Raw genomic sequence first — 18,854 nt, 5'->3', positions numbered from 1 at the left:
CATGAAGACGTCTCTCTTCGTCACCGCCGCGATCCTGGCCCTTGCTGCTGGTCTTGTCCCAGGGGCGGGACCGGCCTCCGCCCAGTCGCGGGGGAACGCCGCCTACATCGATCAGGCCGGCACCTTCAACAGCAACGAACAGACGCAGGAGCGGGGCAGCGGCAACGTCACCAGCAACGTCCAGAAAGGCTTCTCCAACAAGACAGTGGTCTCGCAGACCGGGGGCACGGGAAACAAGGCCGCCGCCTCGCAGAACGGCGACCGCAACGACCTTGCCCAGAAGCAGACCAACGGCCAGCGCAATCAGCTGTCGGCGACGCAGGCCGGCTCGGGTCATGTGCTGACACAGACCGGTGCGGGCGGCACCGCCAACCGCGCCGTCGCGTCGCAGACCGGCGTCACCAACACCGGCAGCCAGAGCCAGTCCGGCGGCTCCAGCAGCCTGTTGGACCTGCGCCAGTCCGACAGCAAAAACAAGGCGACGCAGAGCCAGACCAGCACGGCCGGCAGCGCCGCCTACATCGAGCAGGCGGAGACCGAAAACCAGGCGACGCAGAGCCAGCGGGACGGGCGGTCGCAGAGCGCACGCATCACCCAGACCGGCGTCAGGAACACGGCCGGACAGACCCAGAGCGGCGATCTGAACGTGGCCGCCGCTCTCCAGACCGGCTCCTACAACACCGCCAGCCAGACCCAGAGCGGGACCGGCAACAGCGCCTCCGGCCGGCAGGACGGGATGTACAACGGCCTGACCCAGACGCAGACCGGATCGGGCAACGCCGCCACCGGCCGTCAGCAGGGCATGTACAATGTCCTGACCCAGAGCCAGAGCGGCAACGGCAACAGCGCCGACGCCCTGCAAATCACCAGCGCCACCGCATCGCCGACCAATTACGGCGAGCAGACCCAGCGCGGCAACTTCAATACCGCGTCGCTGTACCAGAACGGTGCCGACAACCGGTCGATCCAGTCGCAGACCGGCAACAACAACACAGTCGGCGCCCGGCAGGACGGCACCGGCAACCGCAACACGCAGATCCAGCGCTGATCCGATGGCGCCGATCTGACAAAAAAGCAGGCGGGGAGGTGGGGGATCGCTCCGCCTCCTTCCCGGAAAAGGAGGTTCGTCATGCGTGTTCCCTGTACCGCCTTGCTGGTCCTGCTGGCCGGCCCGGCGGCGGCCGGCAGCGTCGCCTACATCGATCAGGTCGGCGAGGGCAACCAGGCCAGCCATGTGCAGACCGGGGCGAACAGCGCGGACACCCGGCAGACCGGAACGCAGCTTTGGGCCGAGCAGCTCCAGTCCGGCAGCAACAGCGCCACCATCACCCAATCCGGCCAGCGGCAGCGGGCCAGCATCACCCAGCTCGGCAGCAACGCCGGGTCGATCGCCCAGGCCGGGACCGGCAACGACGCCACCCTGATGCAGGACGGTGCCGCCAACCGGGCGACCGTCATGCAGTCGGGGTCCGGCAACCGCTCCAGCGTCCGCCAGAGCGGCAGCGGCAACCTGTCCTCCACCGTTCAGCGGGGCGACGGCAACGACTCCAAGCACCGGCAGGACGGCGTGCGCAACGAGGTGACCACCGTCCAGGAGGGCAACAGCAGCCTGTCCGTCACCCAGACCGGCAACAACAACAGCATCGACAGCACCATCCGCAACGGCGGCCAGGGCTTCCGGATCCTTCAGAACGGGTCGGGCATGGACATCAGGGTGATCCAGACGCCGGGCCGATAAAGCGGTCCGGCTCCGCTACCAGATGGTCGGGCAGGGTGGTCACGTCGGCACGGCGCAGCAGAAACAGCTTTACTGATAATAAGAATCGTTCGCATAATGTGGCGCGACATTGCGTCCTGCCGACAGGTGGGCAGCAAGCGTGGCGGGTGCCGATGCCCGCTTGGGAACGCGACAAGGCCGGAGCGGCAGGAACATCACGCATCCTGACGGTATCGCCTGCACGGCCCTTCAGCCGGGTCGAAGCTTGGCCTGCTGCAAATCAACTTGCGAATAATAATTAATCTCATTATGCAGGAAAGCGCCATGGCCCTGACCGGGGGGACCAGCCGGGGCCATGACTAAAAAAATCCGTAACCAAAAAGTCCGTGACCAAAAAATCCGTGAATTGACATCAGCACAGTGACGAATGGGGGATCATTGGAATGAAGACGATCGGGCAGCCCGGACGCCATGGGGGAAAGCACAGGGGGCGCGTCCGCCTGCTGGGATCGGTCGCGGCGGCGGCCCTGCTGCTGCCGGCCGTCGCCCTAGCTCAGAATGCGGCCCAAAATGCGGCCCGGAATGCAGAGCAGAAAGCCGGAGGCGCGTCGTCCGAAACGATGACGTTGCCGACGATCGACGTCGGCGCCGACCGGCAGCGTGACGCCAACCCGCCGACCAGCGTCGGCTCCAAGCTGCCGCTCGCCCCGCGCGAGGTGCCGCAGACCGTCACCACGGTGCCGCGCGAGCGCATCGAGGAACAGAAGCTCATCACGCTCGAAGACGCGATGAAGCAGACGCCGGGCGTCACGGTGGAGCCGATCGACGGCAACCGCCTGCAATTCTATTCGCGCGGCTTCGAGATGACGAACCTGCAGTTCGACGGCGTGCCGACGACGCTGGACAGCCGCATCTTCGCCTCGCCCGATCTGGCGATGTATGAGCGGGTGGAGGTGCTGAAGGGACCGGCCGGGCTGCTGAACGGCATGGGTGGGCCCGGCGGTGCCATCAATCTCGTCCGCAAGACGCCGAAGAAGACGCTGGAAGGCTATGGCGAGCTGACCGCCGGTTCCTACGCCAACTATCGCGGTGAAGGGGACATCACCGGGCCGCTGAACCAGTCGGGCAGCCTGCGCGGGCGCTTCGTCGGCGCCTATCAGGACCGCAACGCCTTCCAGGACTGGACGGAACAGCGCCGCGGGCTGGCCTATGGCAGCATCGCCGCCGACCTGACCCCCGACACCACCCTGACCGCCGGCGCCTGGTACCAGCGCATGAGCTACCAGGGCGCCTGGAACCTGCCGGGTTATGCGTCGGTGGTGAACGGCCAGCCGCAGCTGCGCCTGCTCGACGTCGACCGCTCGACCTCGCTGGGCGAGAAGTGGAACGAGGACGTCTTCACCACCAAGGGCGGCTTCGCCGACCTGGAACACCGGTTCGGCAATGGCTGGGCGGTGAAGCTGGCCACCCATTACATCGACAACCAGATGGACCGGAAGATGGCCTATGCCTATTCGCCGGTCACGCCGGGGGTCAACCGCACGACGCTGTTCGCCCAGAAGCTGCGCTACGATCAGGACCAGATCGGCGCCGACCTGTCGGCCAGCGGCAATTTCGGGCTGTTCGGCCAGACCCACGAGGCGGTGGTCGGCGCCAATTACGAGCGCTGGACCTTCCGCCACCGCGCGGCCAATCCGGTCGGCAGCTGGTCGGTGACCCAGAACATCTTCTCGCCCGATGCCTCGGCACCGGAGCCGGCCTGGCGGGACTGGCAGAGGGATACCAGGACCACCACCGACAGCTGGGGCACCTACGGCGTCCTGCGCCTGAAGCTGGCCGATCCGCTGAAGCTGATCGTCGGCGGGCGGATGAACTGGTGGCAGACCAAGGTCGATGCCGACCGGCTCGCCGGCACCGCGGAAAGCAGCGCGTCGGTCCGCGGCAAGGTCACGCCCTATGCCGGCCTCGTCTACGACGTCAACTCCACCTATGCGCTCTACACCAGCGTGACGCAGATGTACCAGCCGCAGTCCTTCGTGGATGCGTCCGGCAAGGTGCTGGAGCCGCTGAAGGGCCGGCAGTACGAGGCCGGCATCAAGGCCGACTATTTCGGCGGGCGCCTGCACGCTACCGCGTCGGTCTTCCACATCGAGGAGGAGAACCGGCCGCAGTCCGATCCGCGCTTCCCCAACCAGTCGATCTACATCTCCAGCGGCAAGGCGCAGAGCCGCGGCTTCGAGCTGGACGTCTCCGGCGAGATCCTGCCGGGCTGGGACGCCTATGCCGGCTACACCTTCACCCGTGCCAAGAGCCTGGACAGCAGCGCCAACTCCGGCAGCGCCTTCACCGCCATCGCGCCGATGCACCAGATCAAGCTGTGGACCAACTACCGCCTGCCCGAGAGCATCGACGACCGGCTGAGCGTCGGCGGCGGCGTGACCGCCCAGACCTCGATGTACAACGAGTTCCCGTCGCTGAATTATGCCCGCCTGACCCAGGGCGGCTATGCGACGGTGGACGCCCGCATCGGCTATGACTTGACCGAGAAGGTCACGGCCGCGGTCAACGTCAAGAACCTGTTCGACCGCACCTATTACCAGCGCATCAACAACGTGCAGTCGGGCAACATCTATGGCGAGCCGCGCACTGTGCTGCTGACCCTGCGGGCGAAGCTGTAACGGCGGGTTTCGGGACCTGCGGGGGCGTCTCCCCCGCAGGGGCTTCGTCAGGTCTCGCGCCGATTTGCGCGCCAAAGTCGCGCGTGGGGCTTGATCGTCGCAGGGCCCTCGGGCCTACTGGACGGATACGTCCCGCCGCCAGCCGGTCGATGTGGAGTCCTGGGGTTGTCCTACCGATGCGCTTGATCGCCGTTCTCCTGCTGTTGGCGGCACTGCTGGCCGGAGGATTGGTGTTGCCATCGCTGACGTCGCGGTCCGCGATGCCGGAAAATGTCGGCACCGTCCGCATCGCCTATGCCGGAAATCTGTCGGAAGGCGGCCAGGACATCGTCAGGGCGCTGGGGCTTCTGGCGGACGGCGTCAATGCCACCGGTGGAATCGACGGGTTGCAGCTTCAGTTCGTACCGTTCGACGATCATGGCGTTTCCCCCGGCGCGCGGAAGGCCGCGGCGGAGATCGTGGAGGACGACAGCATCCTGGCGGTGATCGGCCATGACAGTTCCGCCACCTCGCTGGCGGCGGCTCCCATCTACGCCGCAGCCGGCATTCCTGCCCTGTCACCGATGGCGAGCGAAACCAGCCTGACGCGGAACAACGCCTGGTATTTCCGCATCGGCCATTCGGACGAGCGCGAGGCCGCCTTCATGGCGGATTATGCAAAGCTGGGATTGCTTGCCGATTCCGTGGCGCTGCTGCGCACCCCGCAACCGGTCACGGAACGGCTGGCGGCCCCCCTGCGCGAGGTCTTGCCGCGGCGCGAGGTCGGACTGCGGCTGGATGCGGCGGTCAATCCGGCGGCGGCCGGCTTCGCCCGCGACATGGCCGATTTCGTCAGCGCTCTGCGCGCCCAGTCGCCCGAGACGGTCGTCCTCCTCCTGGCGACGGAGGAACCGGCGGTCATGCTGGTCCAGGCGCTTCGCGATGCGGGCGTGACCAACCGCATTCTCGGCCCCAACTGGCTGGGCACCCCGTCCTTCGGCAAGCGCCTGTCGCGGTTGCCACGCGAATCGTCCCGTCCCGGCCTTTACACCGGGAGGCTCTTCGTCATCAGCCCCTTCCTGCCGGACATCGCGAACCAGCAGGCAAACCGCCTGCTCGGCGCCTATGATGCGCGGTTCGGGCCGCTCGGCAACTGGGCGGCGCTCTATGCCTACGATGCAGGGCAGCTTCTGATCGCCGCCGTGCGACGGGCCGGGCTGGCTGCCAGCTGGAGCACCCGTGCGTCGGCCCGGCGCATGGTGCGGGACCAGCTCGCCGCCATCCGTTCCGTTCTGCATGCGGTGCCCGGCGTCACCGGCCCGCTGTATTTCGGTGAGGACGGAACGCCGGAACGGGCACTCGGCGTCGGGCAGTTCACCAGCGCCAGGCTGGATGACGGCCTGACCACCGCGCTGACCCAGCTGCGCTATACGGCCGACGGCGACGGCAAGGCGGATGGCAAGGACGGCGGGAAAGAGGATGGCGGCGGTGCGATGCGACCATTGTCGGTGGTCCATGTCGGCATGTCGGTCAGCCGCATTTCCGACATCGATCCGGTCAACCGGTCGGCGCGGATCGAGTTCGACCTGTGGTTCCGCTATCGCATCGTTCCCGACAGCCCGTCGCCCGATGCCGTCACCGATATCCAGTTCCTCGACACCGCGGAACCGGTGGTCCTGAGTTCCCCGGTGGAACAGGTGCGCAACGGCGACGAGGAATACCGGCTCTACCATGTCGCCGGCCGTTTCCTGATGGATGCGTGGCAGGACGCCCATCTGCTGCCGGGCGGCCATCGGGTCGGCCTGCGGTTCCGCAGCCGCGATCTCGGTCACGACCGGATGATCTTCGCCGTCGACGAGGGCGATGGCTCCGCCCACCGCGACCTCGCAGGCGTCCTTGCCGGGCGCAAGGTCGCCGGGGCCGGCTGGGCGGTGACCGACGCGGTCCTGACCGCCGACATTCCGGCCGCGGTCCCCGGCGCCCAGCTGCGGCCGGAAGAACGGCGCGCCGGGCGCGACGCCCCGGCGGTCCGGTTCGAACTGTCGATCGAGCCGCAGGACCGCGGACTCCGCCGGCAGATCGGCGGAATGCCGGCGCTCGTCGGGGTGTGGGGCGCCTGCCTGCTGCTGCTGGCCCTGCGCGCGGCGGAGGCATGGCAGACGGACCGCCGGTCCCCCCGCCTGTTCCTGCTGATCGAGGCGGCGGCGACCGGGGTGGGCATGCTCGCCGCCGAAGCGGCGCTGATCGACGGTTTCGCGCGGTACGACGCCGAACGGGCGATGGCCGCCGTGGTCACGACGTTCGACGTGGCATGGTGGCTGATCCCCGCCCTGTTCATCAATCTGGCCCTGCACCGCTTCGTCTGGGATCCTCTGGAGGAGACCAGCGAGCGGGCGATCCCCCAGGTGGTCAAGAGCACGCTGACGCTGCTGATCCTGATCCTGGCGGTCTTCGGCGTGATCGCGCAGGTCTTCCAGAAGGACCTGACCAGCCTGCTCGCCACCTCGGGCGTGCTGGCGATGATCATCGGCCTGTCGCTGCAGAGCAACCTGTCCAACATCTTCTCCGGCATGGTGCTGAATCTCGAACGGCCGTTCCGTCGCGGCGACTGGATCAAGGTGGGTGACGCTCCCATCGGTCAGGTGATCGACATCTCCTGGCGTTCGACCAAGATCCAGACCTTCAACAACACGGTGGTCAGCATTCCGAACGCGGTCGCGGCGGGGACGCGGATCGAGAACTGCTCGCATCCCAACAACCGCTTCATCGCCCAGATGCTGCTGCATGTGACGCTGGGCCACGATCCGGACCGGATCGTCAATCTGCTGACCGACGCGCTGCGGCTGGTGAAGAGCGTCGACGGGCGCAAGCATCTCGGGCTGGTCTGGGTGAAGTTCAACGGCATCGACGAATTCGGGATGCGCTTCCTGATCTCCTTCGACCTGACCGACCGCTCGCTTCTGCAATCGCAGGAGCATGCCGTGCTGCTCAGCATCCACTCGGTCCTCCGCCACGCCGGAGTGACGCTGGCGCAGCGCCACGCCAACATCCGGCTGGTGGAAGGAGGGACCGACCCTGCCGACGCCCATCCCGATGCGTCGGCGCTGATCGCCGGCGCCGCGCTGTTCCAGCCGCTGGACGCGGCCGCCCGCGAGCGGCTGGCGGCCGGCGCCCGGCCGCAGCGGGTGGCCACCGGCACGCCGCTGTACCGCCAGGGGGACGCCGGCCGTTCGCTGTTCCTGGTTGCGGAAGGGATCGTCGCGCTCAGCACCACCGCTGTCGACGGCACGGAGATCGAGTTGTCCAGGCTCGGTCCGGGCGCGCTGTTCGGGGAGGGCGCCCTGCTGGACGGAACCGCCAGGACCAGTTCGGCGCGGACCCTGGGGCCGGCACTGCTCTATGAGATCGACGAGACGGTGCTGGCCCAGGCGCTGGACGGCCAGCCGTCGCTGCGCGAGCTGCTGGCCCGCATCGCAGCGGCCCGCTCCGCGGATGGGAATGACGCCGGTCGCCCGGACGATGAGGACCGTCAGCGCGGTCAGGGAACCGGCATGCTCGCCCGGCTGCGCGACGCCCTCGGCTTCAGCGACGCCAACGCCTGACTGGCGGTCCTGTCGGGATAGATTTATCGGGACCGGGGCCCCGTCAGGACCGTCGACGCGCCCTGATGCGGTCCACCAGACTGCCGGGAACCGGCGGCGCGAAGCGGACGCAGCCTGCGGCGGCTCCCTGCGGCCAGCCGATCCAGCCCTGCGCCATCAGCGCCATCTGGCGGGGCAGATCGATCAGCGGCACCATCTCCCCCCCGTCGGGGATCGCCCCGTCGCCCGGCGTGATGCGGAACAGGGTGTGCCGGATGTGGCCGTCGAACTTGGGGGCGGCCCAGACCATGGCGAAGCCGCAGGCCAACATGCTGCGCAGGCTGGGCGGGTTGTCGGCGCGCACGGTGACGAAGCCGTAATCGTGGGGGCTATCGGGAAACAGCCGCCAATCCACCGCCGCGACCATCCGTTGCTGCAACCGGTGTCCGCGGAAGGCGGGATCGACGATCACCGCCGTCCAATGGGCCACCGCATCCAGCTCTCCGCCCGCAAGCCCGAAGCCGATCCCCATCGAGTCCGCCATCAAGTCCGGGTGCCGGCCGGGAAACAGCAGGGAGAAAAAGGCGACCAGCCGGTCGGCGGCGAGCACCCCCACCGTCATGCCGCGCGGGCCGAGCATCTCGGCGATCTGGTCGGCGCTGACCGGATACATGCGGTCGCCGATGGCCGCGTCCTGCAACGCGGCGATGGCCGGCGCCCAGGCGCCGTCGAGAAGGGCGAAGCGCAGTGGCTGCCGGGAGGCCGACCCGTCCGGGCCGGGTCCGTCCGATCCCGTCTCCGGCCGCAGGGGCTGTGTCGAGATCTCCCTCATGCCGTTCCGGTGACGGCCGGGCGCCGGCGCAGGGACAGGATGGACAGCGCCAGATGAAGCAGCAGCGCGGCCGCCAGCCCGAGGCCGATCAACGTCGCGCCGGCCCCGCCGGCGACCGCGGCGGCGCTGAACAGCATCGGACCGATGACCTGACCGATCTTGCGGGCGTTCAGATGGTAGGATTGCGGCACCGCAAGCCCATGGGTGCCCACCACCGGCAGCCGCTCCAGATAGCGCTGCTGCGCGGTCAGGCCGAAACTGTCGCTGAGGCCGAGAAGCAGGATCGCCAGGAACGCCCCCATCAGGCTTCCGGTCAGCGCGAAGGTCGTCAGCCCTGCGGCCATGATGAGGCCGGAGGCCAGGACCGGCAGGCCGGGTGCGACACCGCTCGACCGCATCAGGCGCGACAGCAGCGGGCCGAGATAGACGATGCACAACCCGTAGAGCAGGAAAGCCTGCCCGACCGTGGAGGCCGGTTGGCCCAGCCCGCTGGCGAACAGGGGAAAATAATAGATCAGGAACATGCTGCAGGCGGAGGTCGGCACCGACACCAGCAGCAGAAAGGCGAGGAAGGACCTGTCGCTCCACACCCGCCGCCCGGGTGCTGCGGCGTCCGGCTTGGCAACAGCGGCGGTGGCTGCGGCGACAGGGGGGACGGCTTCTCCCGTCGGCTCGGGCGTCAGGAGCAGCAGCTGCGCGATGCCCAGCGCCAGCACGACGGCGGCGATCAGGAAGACGGCTTGGGGGCCGATCTCGTCCGCCAGCAGACTGCCGACGACGGCACCGCAATTGACGCCGACATACATTCCGGAAAACAGGTCGGAATAGGCCCCGGTGGCCGGATCGACCCGGCGGACGCGGTCGATCAGGCGGTACAGCCCCATCAGAGCCGTCATCGTCCCGGCCCCCACCAGGCCGCGCGCCACGACGAACAGGACCGGATCGCCGGTCAATCCGGAGGTCAGAGCGCCCAGCGCGGCGATCGCCAGACCGGCGGCGGTCATCGTCCGCCAGGGCAGGCGCGCGCTGATCCGTCCCGCCAGCAGGATCGCCAGCGCGCCGCACAGCATCTCCGCCGACACAGGAATCGCCGCCGCCTGGGGCGGGGCCAGCCCGAACAGGCCGCTGTCGAAGGTCTGCATGATGACGGGCACGAAGGACGCCGACAGGAACATGCCGAAATACAGCATGAAGGTGAGGAAGCGCAGGCCGGCGAGGGATCGGCCGGTCGTGGCGGCGGCACCCCCAACCCCCTCCGTTTCGGCTTTCGCCTCCACCGGCCGGCGCATCCGCCGGCTGACGAAGGCATGGAGTTCATAGATGAACATCAGCGAGATGATCAGGATCGTCACGTTGTTGGCGACGACCTCCAGCACGTTGCGCTGGATGTAATCGCTGTCGATGACGATGCGCAGGGTCGGCGTGACGAGATCGGCGTCGGTCGCCAGCGCCCGTCCCGTCACCAGATCCCCCCTGGCCGCCGGCTGGCCGGAGCCGAGCGATCCCGGCAGGTCGGCTCCTTCCGGAACGGCCAGCGACATGCCCTTGAAGTGGGGGACGATGGCGATGATCTCGCGGAAATAATCGTCGATGCCCGAGAGGGAGCGGTAGGTCGCCCCGCGTCCGATGATCGAGGCGATGTCCGTCGCCACGATGTTCTCGACGATCCCGGTGGTGTTTTCCACGGTGCGCAGATAGGCGTCGCTGAAGGCGCCATAGCCGGTCACGCCGACCGTGATCTGCACCAGCGCCGCGACGGCGAGCGCTGTCCGTCCGGAGTGGGGCCGTCCCGAGTGGGGGCGCCCCGAACGGGGGGCTCCGGTGCCGTCGCGCCCGGCGGCCTTGCGCTCCGGCAGAAGGGCGAGGCCGCCCAGCAGAAGGATCGCGACGGCGCCCAGCGCGCCGACGAAGATCAGGGTGTGGCGTTCGAATTCGCGGACGTAATTGTCGATCACCGCGTCGCCGGCCGCGATCACCAGCGTGCCGATCCAGCGCCCGTCGCCGGGATCGCGGATCGGCAGGAACAGCTTGTGCGACCGGTTGTCCGTGTCGTGGTAGTTGAAGGACGGGCTGTGCTGGAATTCCCCGGCCGTCCTGCGCTGCTCGTAGCCGGTCAGCCGGTCGCCGATCCGGTCCTTGAAGCCGTAGGTGCCGATGGCGTAGGCGACCTGTCCGTCCGGCAGCGCCACCGCGACCCCGTCCGCCTGCGGCAGATAGGTCTTCAACTGGCTGAGCGCCCGCTCCATGCCGAAGAAATTCTCGATGGTCTTGCCGTACTTCACCGCATATTCGATGCTGGTGACCACCTTCCGCCCGGCGACCCCGAAGGTGGAGAACAGCGCGTCGCCGCAATCCCGCCGGAAGGTGCCGAGATTGACGCCGGCGCTGAAGACCAGCGCCGCCACGATCAGCAGCACGGACGGAAGGAAGGTCGCCAGGAAACGGCCGGTCTTGCGTTGCACGTGACGGTTCCTCTCGGCTGATGGCGGGCCGCTCAAGGCACTGCGCGGAGGCTGGTGTAGATGTTGTCGGCGGCCAGCAGCGCCGACATCGCCGGGCGGTAGCCCATCCGGCTCGCAACCGCGAGATTCCACGCGATGGTGGGCGTGTCGAAATAGATCTGGCGCATGTCCGCCAGCCTCTCGCCGTTGGCCAGCCGGGCGATCACCGACGCGCCGAACTGGCCGATCCCGTCGAAATCGCCGCGGGCGACGCTCATCAGGGCGCCCTGCGCCACCTCCTCCGGCCCCAGCTGCGAGAAGGTGGGGATGCCGCGCTCCTGGAAGACGCGGACCAGGGCCGGAAAGCGGTCCAGGCTCCAGCGGCCGAAGGTGATGTACATGGCGTCCACCCGCTGGGCGAGATCGCTCCAGGCGGCGGCGAGATCGGCGTAATAGCGCTCCTGGTCGTCGGGACCGGCGGGGGCCTGGACATGGCGTGCCACCAGTTCGTACCCCAGCTGTCCCGCCATGGCTTCGATGTCGGCGATGGAGGCGATGGCGCGGCCGGCCGGGCTGTTCTCGTAAGCGATCCCCAGCCGGCGGAAGCCGAAGGTCTCGTGGAAGATGCGGAGCTGGCGGTAATAGCGCTGGGGATCGACATGGGCCCAGACGTGATCGCGGCCGGATTGTTCGGCAGCGGCGACGATGCCGGCGGCGACCGCATTGGTCGTGGAGAACACCAGCGTCGGGACGGAGTGACGGTCCACCGCCAGCTTGCGCCCGGCGATGGTGCCCATCACGATCATCAGATCGATGTCGCCGCCGCTTTCCAGCCGTTGCAGGATCGGTTCCGCCGGCGCCTGATCCAGCCCGCCGTACCAGCCGTCGGCGACGAAGCGGATCCGCGGCCCCAGATCGTGCGCCGACAGCCAGCGCCACAGCGCCTGGCTGTCGGTCTGGCCGGCATCATAGGGCATCCGTGCCGCCCCATTCAGCCAGGACAGGGCGTCCAATCCTTTCACGATGCTGGCCAGGGTGCCCGCATAGTTGCCGTAGGGCATCGTCTCCGCATAGCCGATCCGCCAATGACGTCCGTCGGTCAGCTTGGGCAGCAAGGCGTTGTCGGTCGCGCGGCCTGCCCCGGCACCGCCCGGAAGGAGCGTGCCCAGGACCGCCGCGCCGGCACCGGCGATCATCCGGCGCCGGTTCACGATCTGACCGGATCCCCTCATTCCTCACCCCCCACCTGTCCGACGGACCGGCGCGCCACGCGCGGCCCCAGCATCAGAATGGCCGACGGACGGATGCCGTTGGCCTTGCCGATGTCCTCCACCGTGATCGTCTCGATGCCCTGGGTGCCGACGAACACCGCCTCGTCGCCCAGAGCGGCTTCGGGTATGTCGGTGACGTCGGCCAGAACCTTTCCCATGAAGGCTTCGCCGATCAGCGGCGCCCGCCGCCCGCGGATCAGCACGGCGCTGTCGCGGAAGCGCAGCAGGAAGGGGAGGTCGGCATAGCCCACCGGAATCATCGCCGCCCGTCCTCCGCTCCGCCCTTCGTTCCGCCGCCGGGCGCCCGGGCTGTATCCGATGTCGTCTCCCGGCTCCAGTCTGCAGAGATGCGCGACGCGCGAGACCAGTTCCATCACCGGGCGGAACGGGAACGGCGCGCCGCCCGCCTCGACCATGCGGATGCCGTAGAGCACCGCACCCAGCCGCACCATGTCGAACCGGGCGCCGGGGGCGTTGAACAGGCCGGGGCTGGTGACGGCATGGACGAACGGCGGCTTCGGCACATCCGCCGGCAGCCGGTCGATCAGGGTGCGGAAACCGGCGACCTCCCGCCCGATCTGGACGGGATCGTCACGATAGGGGCCGATCATGTGGGTGAACAACCCGTCCAGCCGCAGATTGGCAAAGCCGCGCACCCTGCGCAGGAGGAAAGCCACGTCACCCCGGTCCGCGCCCAGCCCGGCGCCGTCCGATCTGACCCTGACATGGACGCCGGCCGGGCGGCCGGCCCGACGGGCGGCGGATTGCAGCGCCTCGGCCGCTTCGGCATCGCTGACGGTGGCGGTCAGGCCGGCGGCGATCATCGGGGACGCGTCGCCAGGGCAAAGCGGATTCATCACCAGGATCGGGGACGCGATCCCCTCCCGCCGCAGGTCCATCCCTTCGTCCAGGCTGTCGACGGCCAGTCCGTCGATGCCTGCGCGTTCGAGCGCCCGCGACACCGCCAGGGCGCCGTGGCCATAGGCATTGGCCTTGACCACACCCAGGATCCGGCCGCCGGTGCCCAGGATCGATCTGGCCATCGCGAGATTGGCCGCCAGCCGGTCGAGATGAAGGACGGCATGACAGCCTGCGACATCATTGGTCATGACGACCGGTCCATACCACTGTTCTCGGGTGCTTGCATCGTCTCCGCTCTGGCCCTCCGCCCGAATCCCGCAAGCTCCGGACCATTCCATCCTCAATCCGCCGCCATCAATGGGCCGCTGCCGGGACGGCGCCGGCGGGATCATAGGTCCCGGCGGCCCCGGCCGGGTCGGGTTCCTGCGCCGTTCCGTGTTCGGCGCCCGGTCCGGTGGCATGTCCGGCGGCCGGTCCGGTGCCATGCCCCCCGCCATGCCCCCCACCATGGCTGTTGTTGATGCCGAGCAGCCCGTAGATCACCAGGAGCAGGACGTTGGTGCTGTGGCCGCCATGGCCGTCATCATGACTTTCGCCATGGCCTTTGCCCTTGTCGCGGTGAGGCGATGCATGCTTGGCCTCGGCGTGGGCCGGCACCGCATGGCGGGCGTAGCGGCCGCCATGCCCGCCGCTGCTGCCATGCCCACCCGCCGCAGCGGCTGGTACCGCTGCGATCAGGATCGCCATCGCCGCTGCGGTCGCCGCGGCGATGGTCATGGAGTGCGTGCCCCGCCTCATGCTTCGGCCCCCCTCTGCCGTGCCGTCAGTTCATGCTGGCGGTGGCCGGTACGTTCTGGACGGTGCCGATCAGGTTTTCGGTATAGACGACCTCCTTCGGCGCAAGCTTCAGCGCCTTGGCGGTCATCCGCTCCGCCTCCTCGCGGCGTCCCTGGGCGCTCAGCACCTCGGCCCAGCTCGAATAGACGTCGGAGAAGTTGGGATCGGTCCGGCTGGACTCGTCGAACTTGGCATAGGCCTCTTCGATCCGGCCGGTCAGGGCCAGGGTGAAGCCCCATTCGCTCAGCGCCGCCGCCTTCACCGCCGGGCTCTGGACCACGTTGGGGTGCTCCACCACCGCCGCGAAGTTCTGCACCGCCGCGTCATACTCGCCGAGCCGGGCATTGACGACACCCAGGTTCAGGACCGGTGACAGGAAGTTGGGGTCGAGATGCACCGCCTCCTCGAACTGGTGGATGGCGCCGTGGCGATCGTTCTGCTGGTACAGGACCATGCCCCACAGATTGTGCAGCCACGGGGCGTAGCGCGAGTCGTGCCCTTCCAGTTCGAGGCGCAGGATCTCCAGCGTCGGGGTGAAGTCGCGTGACAGCCGGTCGCGCTTGAACTGATAGGCGGCCAGGATATAGGGGTTCACCACCCGCATCGCCTCATAGGCGACGCCATGGATCAGCCCCTTCATGTTGTCGACCGAGCCGTTGCGCTGGATGCGCGTCTTGTTGTGGTGGCTGTCGTAGCTGCGCAGGATGAATTCGACCTGCTGGTCGTGGCGCACGATTTCCCCGGAGAAGGTGAAGGGAATCATGTGGGCCGATTCCTGTACCACGCGGATCAGCGGGGTGACGCCGAGATATTCGCCCAGCACCGAGGTGGCGCTCTGGTCGGCGTGAAGCTCGACCTGACGGGCTTCGGCCTTGGTGAAGGCCTGCCGCTCGATCTCCTGCATCTCGTCGGCCAGCTTGGTGATCACCACCGCCGGCGTGAGGCCGGTCTCCTGGGAGATCGAGTCCGGCACGTCGACATAGTCGAAATGGATGGTCTGGGTGTCGGTGAAGACGGCGAAGCCGAAGGCCATCGCCAGCGTCACCAGCGGAATGGTGAGAATGCCGAAATCCATCTTGTCCCCCCTGTCGCTCTGCTTTCGCTGTGCTGTCTGTCTGCCGTCAGTCCGCTGCGGACACCGCCGTGGCGGCGGTCATGAGGCGGCGGTCACGAGGCGGCCTTGCCGGCGAAGGACAGGAAGCGGCTGGGATGGACATCGCGCACGTTGTAGACCCAGCCCTTGATCTGCTGGCTGACCAGCGACTTGGTGGAAAAGTGGTAGATCGGGATGACCGGGTGGTCGTCGATCATCGTCTTCTCGGCCTGGGCGAGCAGGCTGGAGCGCTGGCCCGCATCCTCGCTGGCCGCCGCCTTGGCGAGCAGATCGTCATACTTGCGGCTGCGGTAGCCGGGATCGTTGCGCGGCGGCAGAGCGGTGGACAGCATCAGGTTGAGGAAGACGGTGGGATCGGCGTAATCGCCGATCCAGGCCGCGCGCACGATCTGGAAATCGCGCCGGGCGCGGCGCTTGAGATAGTCGGTGCGCTCGACCCCGACCGGCTTGACCTGGATGCCCTTGCCGAAGGCGTCCTGCCACATGGAGACGACGGCGTCGGCGACGACGCGGTTGTTTTCCGACTGGTTGTAGAGGATTTCGAGCGTCAGCGGCTGCATCGGGCTGAAGCCCGCGGCGGAGAACAGGCGGCGCGCCTCGCGCAGGCGGTTCTCCATCGGCTCGGCGATGAAGTCGGCGGTCTGGCGGCGGTAGTTGGGGACGATGGGCGGCACCAGCCCATAGGCCGGGGTCTCGCCGGCGCGGGTGACCTTGTCGACGATGTTCTCGCGGTTGACCGCCAGCGACAGCGCACGCCGCAGGTCGCGGCTGCTTTTGAACGGTTCGACCGTGAGGTTGAAGGCGTAATAGTAGGTGGCGAGGAAGGGCCTGTTCCAGAACACCTTCGGTTCGGTCAGCGAAATCCACTTCACGCGGTCCTGCGGAACCTCGTAGGTGAGGTGGAGGGCTCCGGCCTTGAAGCGGTCGACCTCCTCGGCGGAATCGTCGATGGGGAAGAAGTTGACGCGATCGATGGCGACGCTGCCGCTGTCGTGGAAGTTGGCGTTCTTGCCAAGGCCGATCTGCTGACGGGCGCGCCATTCCTCCAGCACATAGGCACCGTTGCTGACCATCTTGCCGGGGTCGGTCCAGCGTTCGCGCTGGGATTCGACGGTGGCGCGGTGCACGGGCAGGGCGCTGTTGTCGGCGGCGATCAGATCGAGGAAATAGGGGGTGGCGGCCTCGAGCGCGATGGTCACGGTGCGCGGATCCGGCGCCGCCACGCCCAGCGTGTCGGCCGGCTTGGCGCCGTCGATGACGGCAGCGGCGCCCTTGATGACGCGCATGTTGGAGGAAGGCTGGATCCCGTCCTTGGGCGTCAGGGCGCGGCGCAGGCTGTAGACGAAATCCTCCGCCGTGATCGGATCGCCATTGGACCAGCGGGCGTCGGCGCGGAGCTGGAAGCTGTAGAGTTTGCCGTCATCCGACACCTGCCAGTTTTCGGCGACGCCCGGCAGGATGCGGCCATCGGGGCCGTACACCACCAGCCCTTCGAACAGGTCGCGCAGAATGTTCGATTCGATGCGCCCGTCCGTGCGGTGCGGGTCCAGCGTCGACGGTTCGCCGCCGTTGCCGCGATTCAGCACCGTCGCAGCCTGCGCCGCCGTCCCAGTGAAAAGCGCAAGCCCGGCGGCAAGCATCACCGCCGATACCCTCTTCGTTAGCTCTGTCACCGGAGGCCCTCACAATCTTGGCGGTGGAATTCTGGGACGTGGACAATGACCGAAGCCGCGGGGCCGGAAACGACCTGCCGGTCCGCGCCGGATCGGCTGCCGGTTTCGTCGGTCGATTGGACGTTCTGCATACGGTCACGCTCCGCTCGGTCCGGCACGGCTGCCACGGACCGCAAGTCACTGTAGACGGACGATTCGCCCGGCCAGCGGCAAGGAGACGGCAGGGTCGGTGCGCCGGTCCTCCCCGTGGTCAACCGGTGTGGGGTGGCCTCACCTGCTTGCGGCATCGGCATGTGAAAAAGGCATCCCTGGTTAGAGGGGCGAGTAGTCCGCATATCTCATATCGGGTAGGTTACCTCAATCGGGGTAACGGGAAAAGCGTGCAGGAAAATTTTGCATAAATCAGGGCTGTAATGGTTTTTCGTTGTGAATCAATGGTTTGATGTTGCCTGCCGGAGAGTGTTCGAGCGAAAAACGGTGCCGACTGGTCTCTGGGAAAATGTCAGGTTGAGAATGTAGTCCATAGTGATAACCCAGATTCCGGCCCGCCTTCCTTTGAGAAGGGCTGATTCTGCATAGTGTTTGGGAGACAAGGTCTAAAAAATATTTCCATTACGGATTTTTTATATTTCAGGCCGCTGCCTTCCGGCGCCGCTATTCGTGATTCGTCGGGCGGCTCTGTTGCAAAGTTTGCCGGCAGGCGGGAGATGATGGTCACGGGCATCACCGCCGATGCCATGCGTCCTGGAGTTCGACCTGCTGGCTGATGAACTGGACGGCTTCATCAGGTCTCGCACCAATTTGCCGTGAGTTTAACCATAATCTAGACTTGGCGCCAAACCTGACGGCCCCCCCTCGCAGGTCCGCAACAAATCGCTTGTCCATCACGGCGGGTGGGCGCAAATCTCGGTCCTCTGCCGGTCCTACCCCTTTGGAGGGGAGGGGCGGCGCTGACTTTTCTCAAGTGCCCTTGCGATGATGACCCTGTTCCGCCGCGCCGTCCTGCCGCTTGGGCTGGCTGCCGCCCTGTCCGTCCTGCCGGGTTCCGTCCTGCCGGGTTCCGCCATGGCGGGCCAGCGCAGCTATGCCGCCACCCATGGTGCGGCGCCCTTCGTGACGCAGCATCTGATCCCCGGATCGGACCTCGACCTCGCCCAGGTGGATTTGACCCTGCCGGGGGCGAAGGTGGTGGCGCTGACCATCGACGACGGGCCGGACGCCAACGACCCGCACATCCTCGACATCCTGCGGGCGCATGGGGCGAAGGCGACTTTCTTCTACATCGGCGCCAAAATCCCCGAGCATCACGGCATCGCCCGGCTGGTGGCGGCGTCCGGCAACGAGGTCGGCAGCCACACCCAGACCCACCCGATGACCACCGACCTGAATCCGGCCGGGCGCGAGTGGAACCTGGCGCAGGCGGAAAAGGCGCTGGCGTCCATCGGCGTCAAGGCGACATGGTTCCGGCCGCCCTACGGCGACGTCGACGACGCGCTGGCGGCACTGGCGCGCCACCACGGCATGGCGACGGTGCAGTGGACCGCCGACAGCCAGGACTGGAAGGACACCGGTCCCGACATCATCCGCCACCGCATCGTCGAGCGGCTGGTCCCCGGCGCCGTCGTGCTGATGCACAGCACCAAGGCGGCCACCGTCGCGGCCCTGCCGGCCATCCTTGAGGAGGGGGAGAAGCGCGGCCTGCGCTTCGTCACTATGAGCGAATGGGACGCGGCGATGCGGCAGTCGGTGACGCCCGAACTGGCGCTGCTGCACCCGGCGCCGCGGCGGCGCTGAGTGCCCGTGCCGCGGTAGGCATGCAAGGATGTCCCATCGGCGGCGGGCGCCCGCCGGTGTAGGATGGCGCGGAGCG

Annotated in this window: 12 protein-coding genes; 5 read left to right on the top strand and 7 right to left on the bottom strand. The window is 67.7% G+C overall.

Features of this window, described 5'->3' with window-relative positions:
• Window position 1 precedes the first annotated feature (1 nt).
• The 4 genes from J2848_RS34275 to J2848_RS34260 all read left to right on the top strand — a co-directional run bounded on the left by J2848_RS34275 (window position 2) and on the right by J2848_RS34260 (window position 7,976).
• A complete protein-coding gene (locus tag J2848_RS34275; RefSeq protein ID WP_149235285.1) occupies window positions 2–1,048 on the top strand; it encodes a hypothetical protein in 1,047 nt (348 codons plus the stop codon).
• A gap of 81 nt (window positions 1,049–1,129) precedes the next feature.
• On the top strand, window positions 1,130–1,738 hold the full coding sequence (locus J2848_RS34270; protein WP_149235286.1) for a hypothetical protein: 609 nt from the start codon (window positions 1,130–1,132) through the stop codon (window positions 1,736–1,738).
• Between the two features lie 599 nt (window positions 1,739–2,337).
• A complete protein-coding gene (locus J2848_RS34265; protein ID WP_170307285.1) occupies window positions 2,338–4,395 on the top strand; it encodes a TonB-dependent siderophore receptor in 2,058 nt (685 codons plus the stop codon).
• Window positions 4,396–4,571: 176 nt separating this feature from the next.
• Window positions 4,572–7,976 (top strand): ABC transporter substrate-binding protein, encoded by a 3,405-nt coding sequence (locus tag J2848_RS34260; protein ID WP_246194465.1) that lies wholly within the window; start codon window positions 4,572–4,574, stop codon window positions 7,974–7,976.
• A gap of 43 nt (window positions 7,977–8,019) precedes the next feature.
• Here the strand turns inward: J2848_RS34260 and J2848_RS34255 are convergent, their stop codons facing one another.
• The 7 genes from J2848_RS34255 to J2848_RS34225 all read right to left on the bottom strand — a co-directional run bounded on the left by J2848_RS34255 (window position 8,020) and on the right by J2848_RS34225 (window position 16,951).
• Window positions 8,020–8,787: an N-acetyltransferase gene (locus J2848_RS34255; protein ID WP_211103348.1), complete on the bottom strand. Its 768-nt coding sequence runs from the start codon at window positions 8,785–8,787 to the stop codon at window positions 8,020–8,022.
• Complete coding sequence (locus tag J2848_RS34250; RefSeq protein ID WP_246194467.1) at window positions 8,784–11,249, bottom strand: MFS transporter; 2,466 nt, start codon at window positions 11,247–11,249, stop codon at window positions 8,784–8,786. Before J2848_RS34250 ends, J2848_RS34255 begins: the two co-directional genes overlap by 4 nt.
• A gap of 32 nt (window positions 11,250–11,281) precedes the next feature.
• Window positions 11,282–12,460 (bottom strand): ABC transporter substrate binding protein, encoded by a 1,179-nt coding sequence (locus tag J2848_RS34245; protein ID WP_149235290.1) that lies wholly within the window; start codon window positions 12,458–12,460, stop codon window positions 11,282–11,284.
• Entirely contained in the window at window positions 12,457–13,608 is a 1,152-nt protein-coding gene (gene alr, locus J2848_RS34240; protein WP_149235291.1) for an alanine racemase, read from the bottom strand. Before alr ends, J2848_RS34245 begins: the two co-directional genes overlap by 4 nt.
• 106 nt (window positions 13,609–13,714) lie before the next feature.
• Window positions 13,715–14,158: a hypothetical protein gene (locus J2848_RS34235; protein ID WP_211103349.1), complete on the bottom strand. Its 444-nt coding sequence runs from the start codon at window positions 14,156–14,158 to the stop codon at window positions 13,715–13,717.
• Between the two features lie 25 nt (window positions 14,159–14,183).
• Window positions 14,184–15,272 (bottom strand): tetratricopeptide repeat protein, encoded by a 1,089-nt coding sequence (locus J2848_RS34230; RefSeq protein ID WP_149235292.1) that lies wholly within the window; start codon window positions 15,270–15,272, stop codon window positions 14,184–14,186.
• Between the two features lie 92 nt (window positions 15,273–15,364).
• On the bottom strand, window positions 15,365–16,951 hold the full coding sequence (locus tag J2848_RS34225) for a peptide ABC transporter substrate-binding protein (protein ID WP_246194473.1): 1,587 nt from the start codon (window positions 16,949–16,951) through the stop codon (window positions 15,365–15,367).
• A gap of 1,008 nt (window positions 16,952–17,959) precedes the next feature.
• Here J2848_RS34225 and J2848_RS34220 point away from each other — a divergent pair.
• Entirely contained in the window at window positions 17,960–18,778 is an 819-nt protein-coding gene (locus tag J2848_RS34220) for a polysaccharide deacetylase family protein (RefSeq protein WP_149235294.1), read from the top strand.
• Window positions 18,779–18,854: the final 76 nt, after the last annotated feature.

Origin of the sequence: Azospirillum lipoferum, assembly GCF_024170005.1 — a bacterium.
Taxonomy (GTDB): domain Bacteria; phylum Pseudomonadota; class Alphaproteobacteria; order Azospirillales; family Azospirillaceae; genus Azospirillum; species Azospirillum lipoferum.
This window is presented reverse-complemented; position numbering and strand designations above follow the sequence as displayed.

What these genes read in the sequence shown, in the direction of transcription:
- J2848_RS34245 (WP_149235290.1), bottom strand. Translation starts at nt 12,460, where the DNA reads ATGAGGGGATCCGGTCAGATCGTGAACCGGCGCCGGATGATCGCCGGT.
- J2848_RS34275 (WP_149235285.1), top strand. Translation starts at nt 2, where the DNA reads ATGAAGACGTCTCTCTTCGTCACCGCCGCGATCCTGGCCCTTGCTGCT.
- J2848_RS34255 (WP_211103348.1), bottom strand. Translation starts at nt 8,787, where the DNA reads ATGAGGGAGATCTCGACACAGCCCCTGCGGCCGGAGACGGGATCGGAC.
- alr (WP_149235291.1), bottom strand. Translation starts at nt 13,608, where the DNA reads ATGACCAATGATGTCGCAGGCTGTCATGCCGTCCTTCATCTCGACCGG.
- J2848_RS34230 (WP_149235292.1), bottom strand. Translation starts at nt 15,272, where the DNA reads ATGGATTTCGGCATTCTCACCATTCCGCTGGTGACGCTGGCGATGGCC.
- J2848_RS34220 (WP_149235294.1), top strand. Translation starts at nt 17,960, where the DNA reads ATGATGACCCTGTTCCGCCGCGCCGTCCTGCCGCTTGGGCTGGCTGCC.
- J2848_RS34260 (WP_246194465.1), top strand. Translation starts at nt 4,572, where the DNA reads ATGCGCTTGATCGCCGTTCTCCTGCTGTTGGCGGCACTGCTGGCCGGA.
- J2848_RS34225 (WP_246194473.1), bottom strand. Translation starts at nt 16,951, where the DNA reads ATGCTTGCCGCCGGGCTTGCGCTTTTCACTGGGACGGCGGCGCAGGCT.
- J2848_RS34270 (WP_149235286.1), top strand. Translation starts at nt 1,130, where the DNA reads ATGCGTGTTCCCTGTACCGCCTTGCTGGTCCTGCTGGCCGGCCCGGCG.
- J2848_RS34265 (WP_170307285.1), top strand. Translation starts at nt 2,338, where the DNA reads ATGACGTTGCCGACGATCGACGTCGGCGCCGACCGGCAGCGTGACGCC.
- J2848_RS34235 (WP_211103349.1), bottom strand. Translation starts at nt 14,158, where the DNA reads ATGAGGCGGGGCACGCACTCCATGACCATCGCCGCGGCGACCGCAGCG.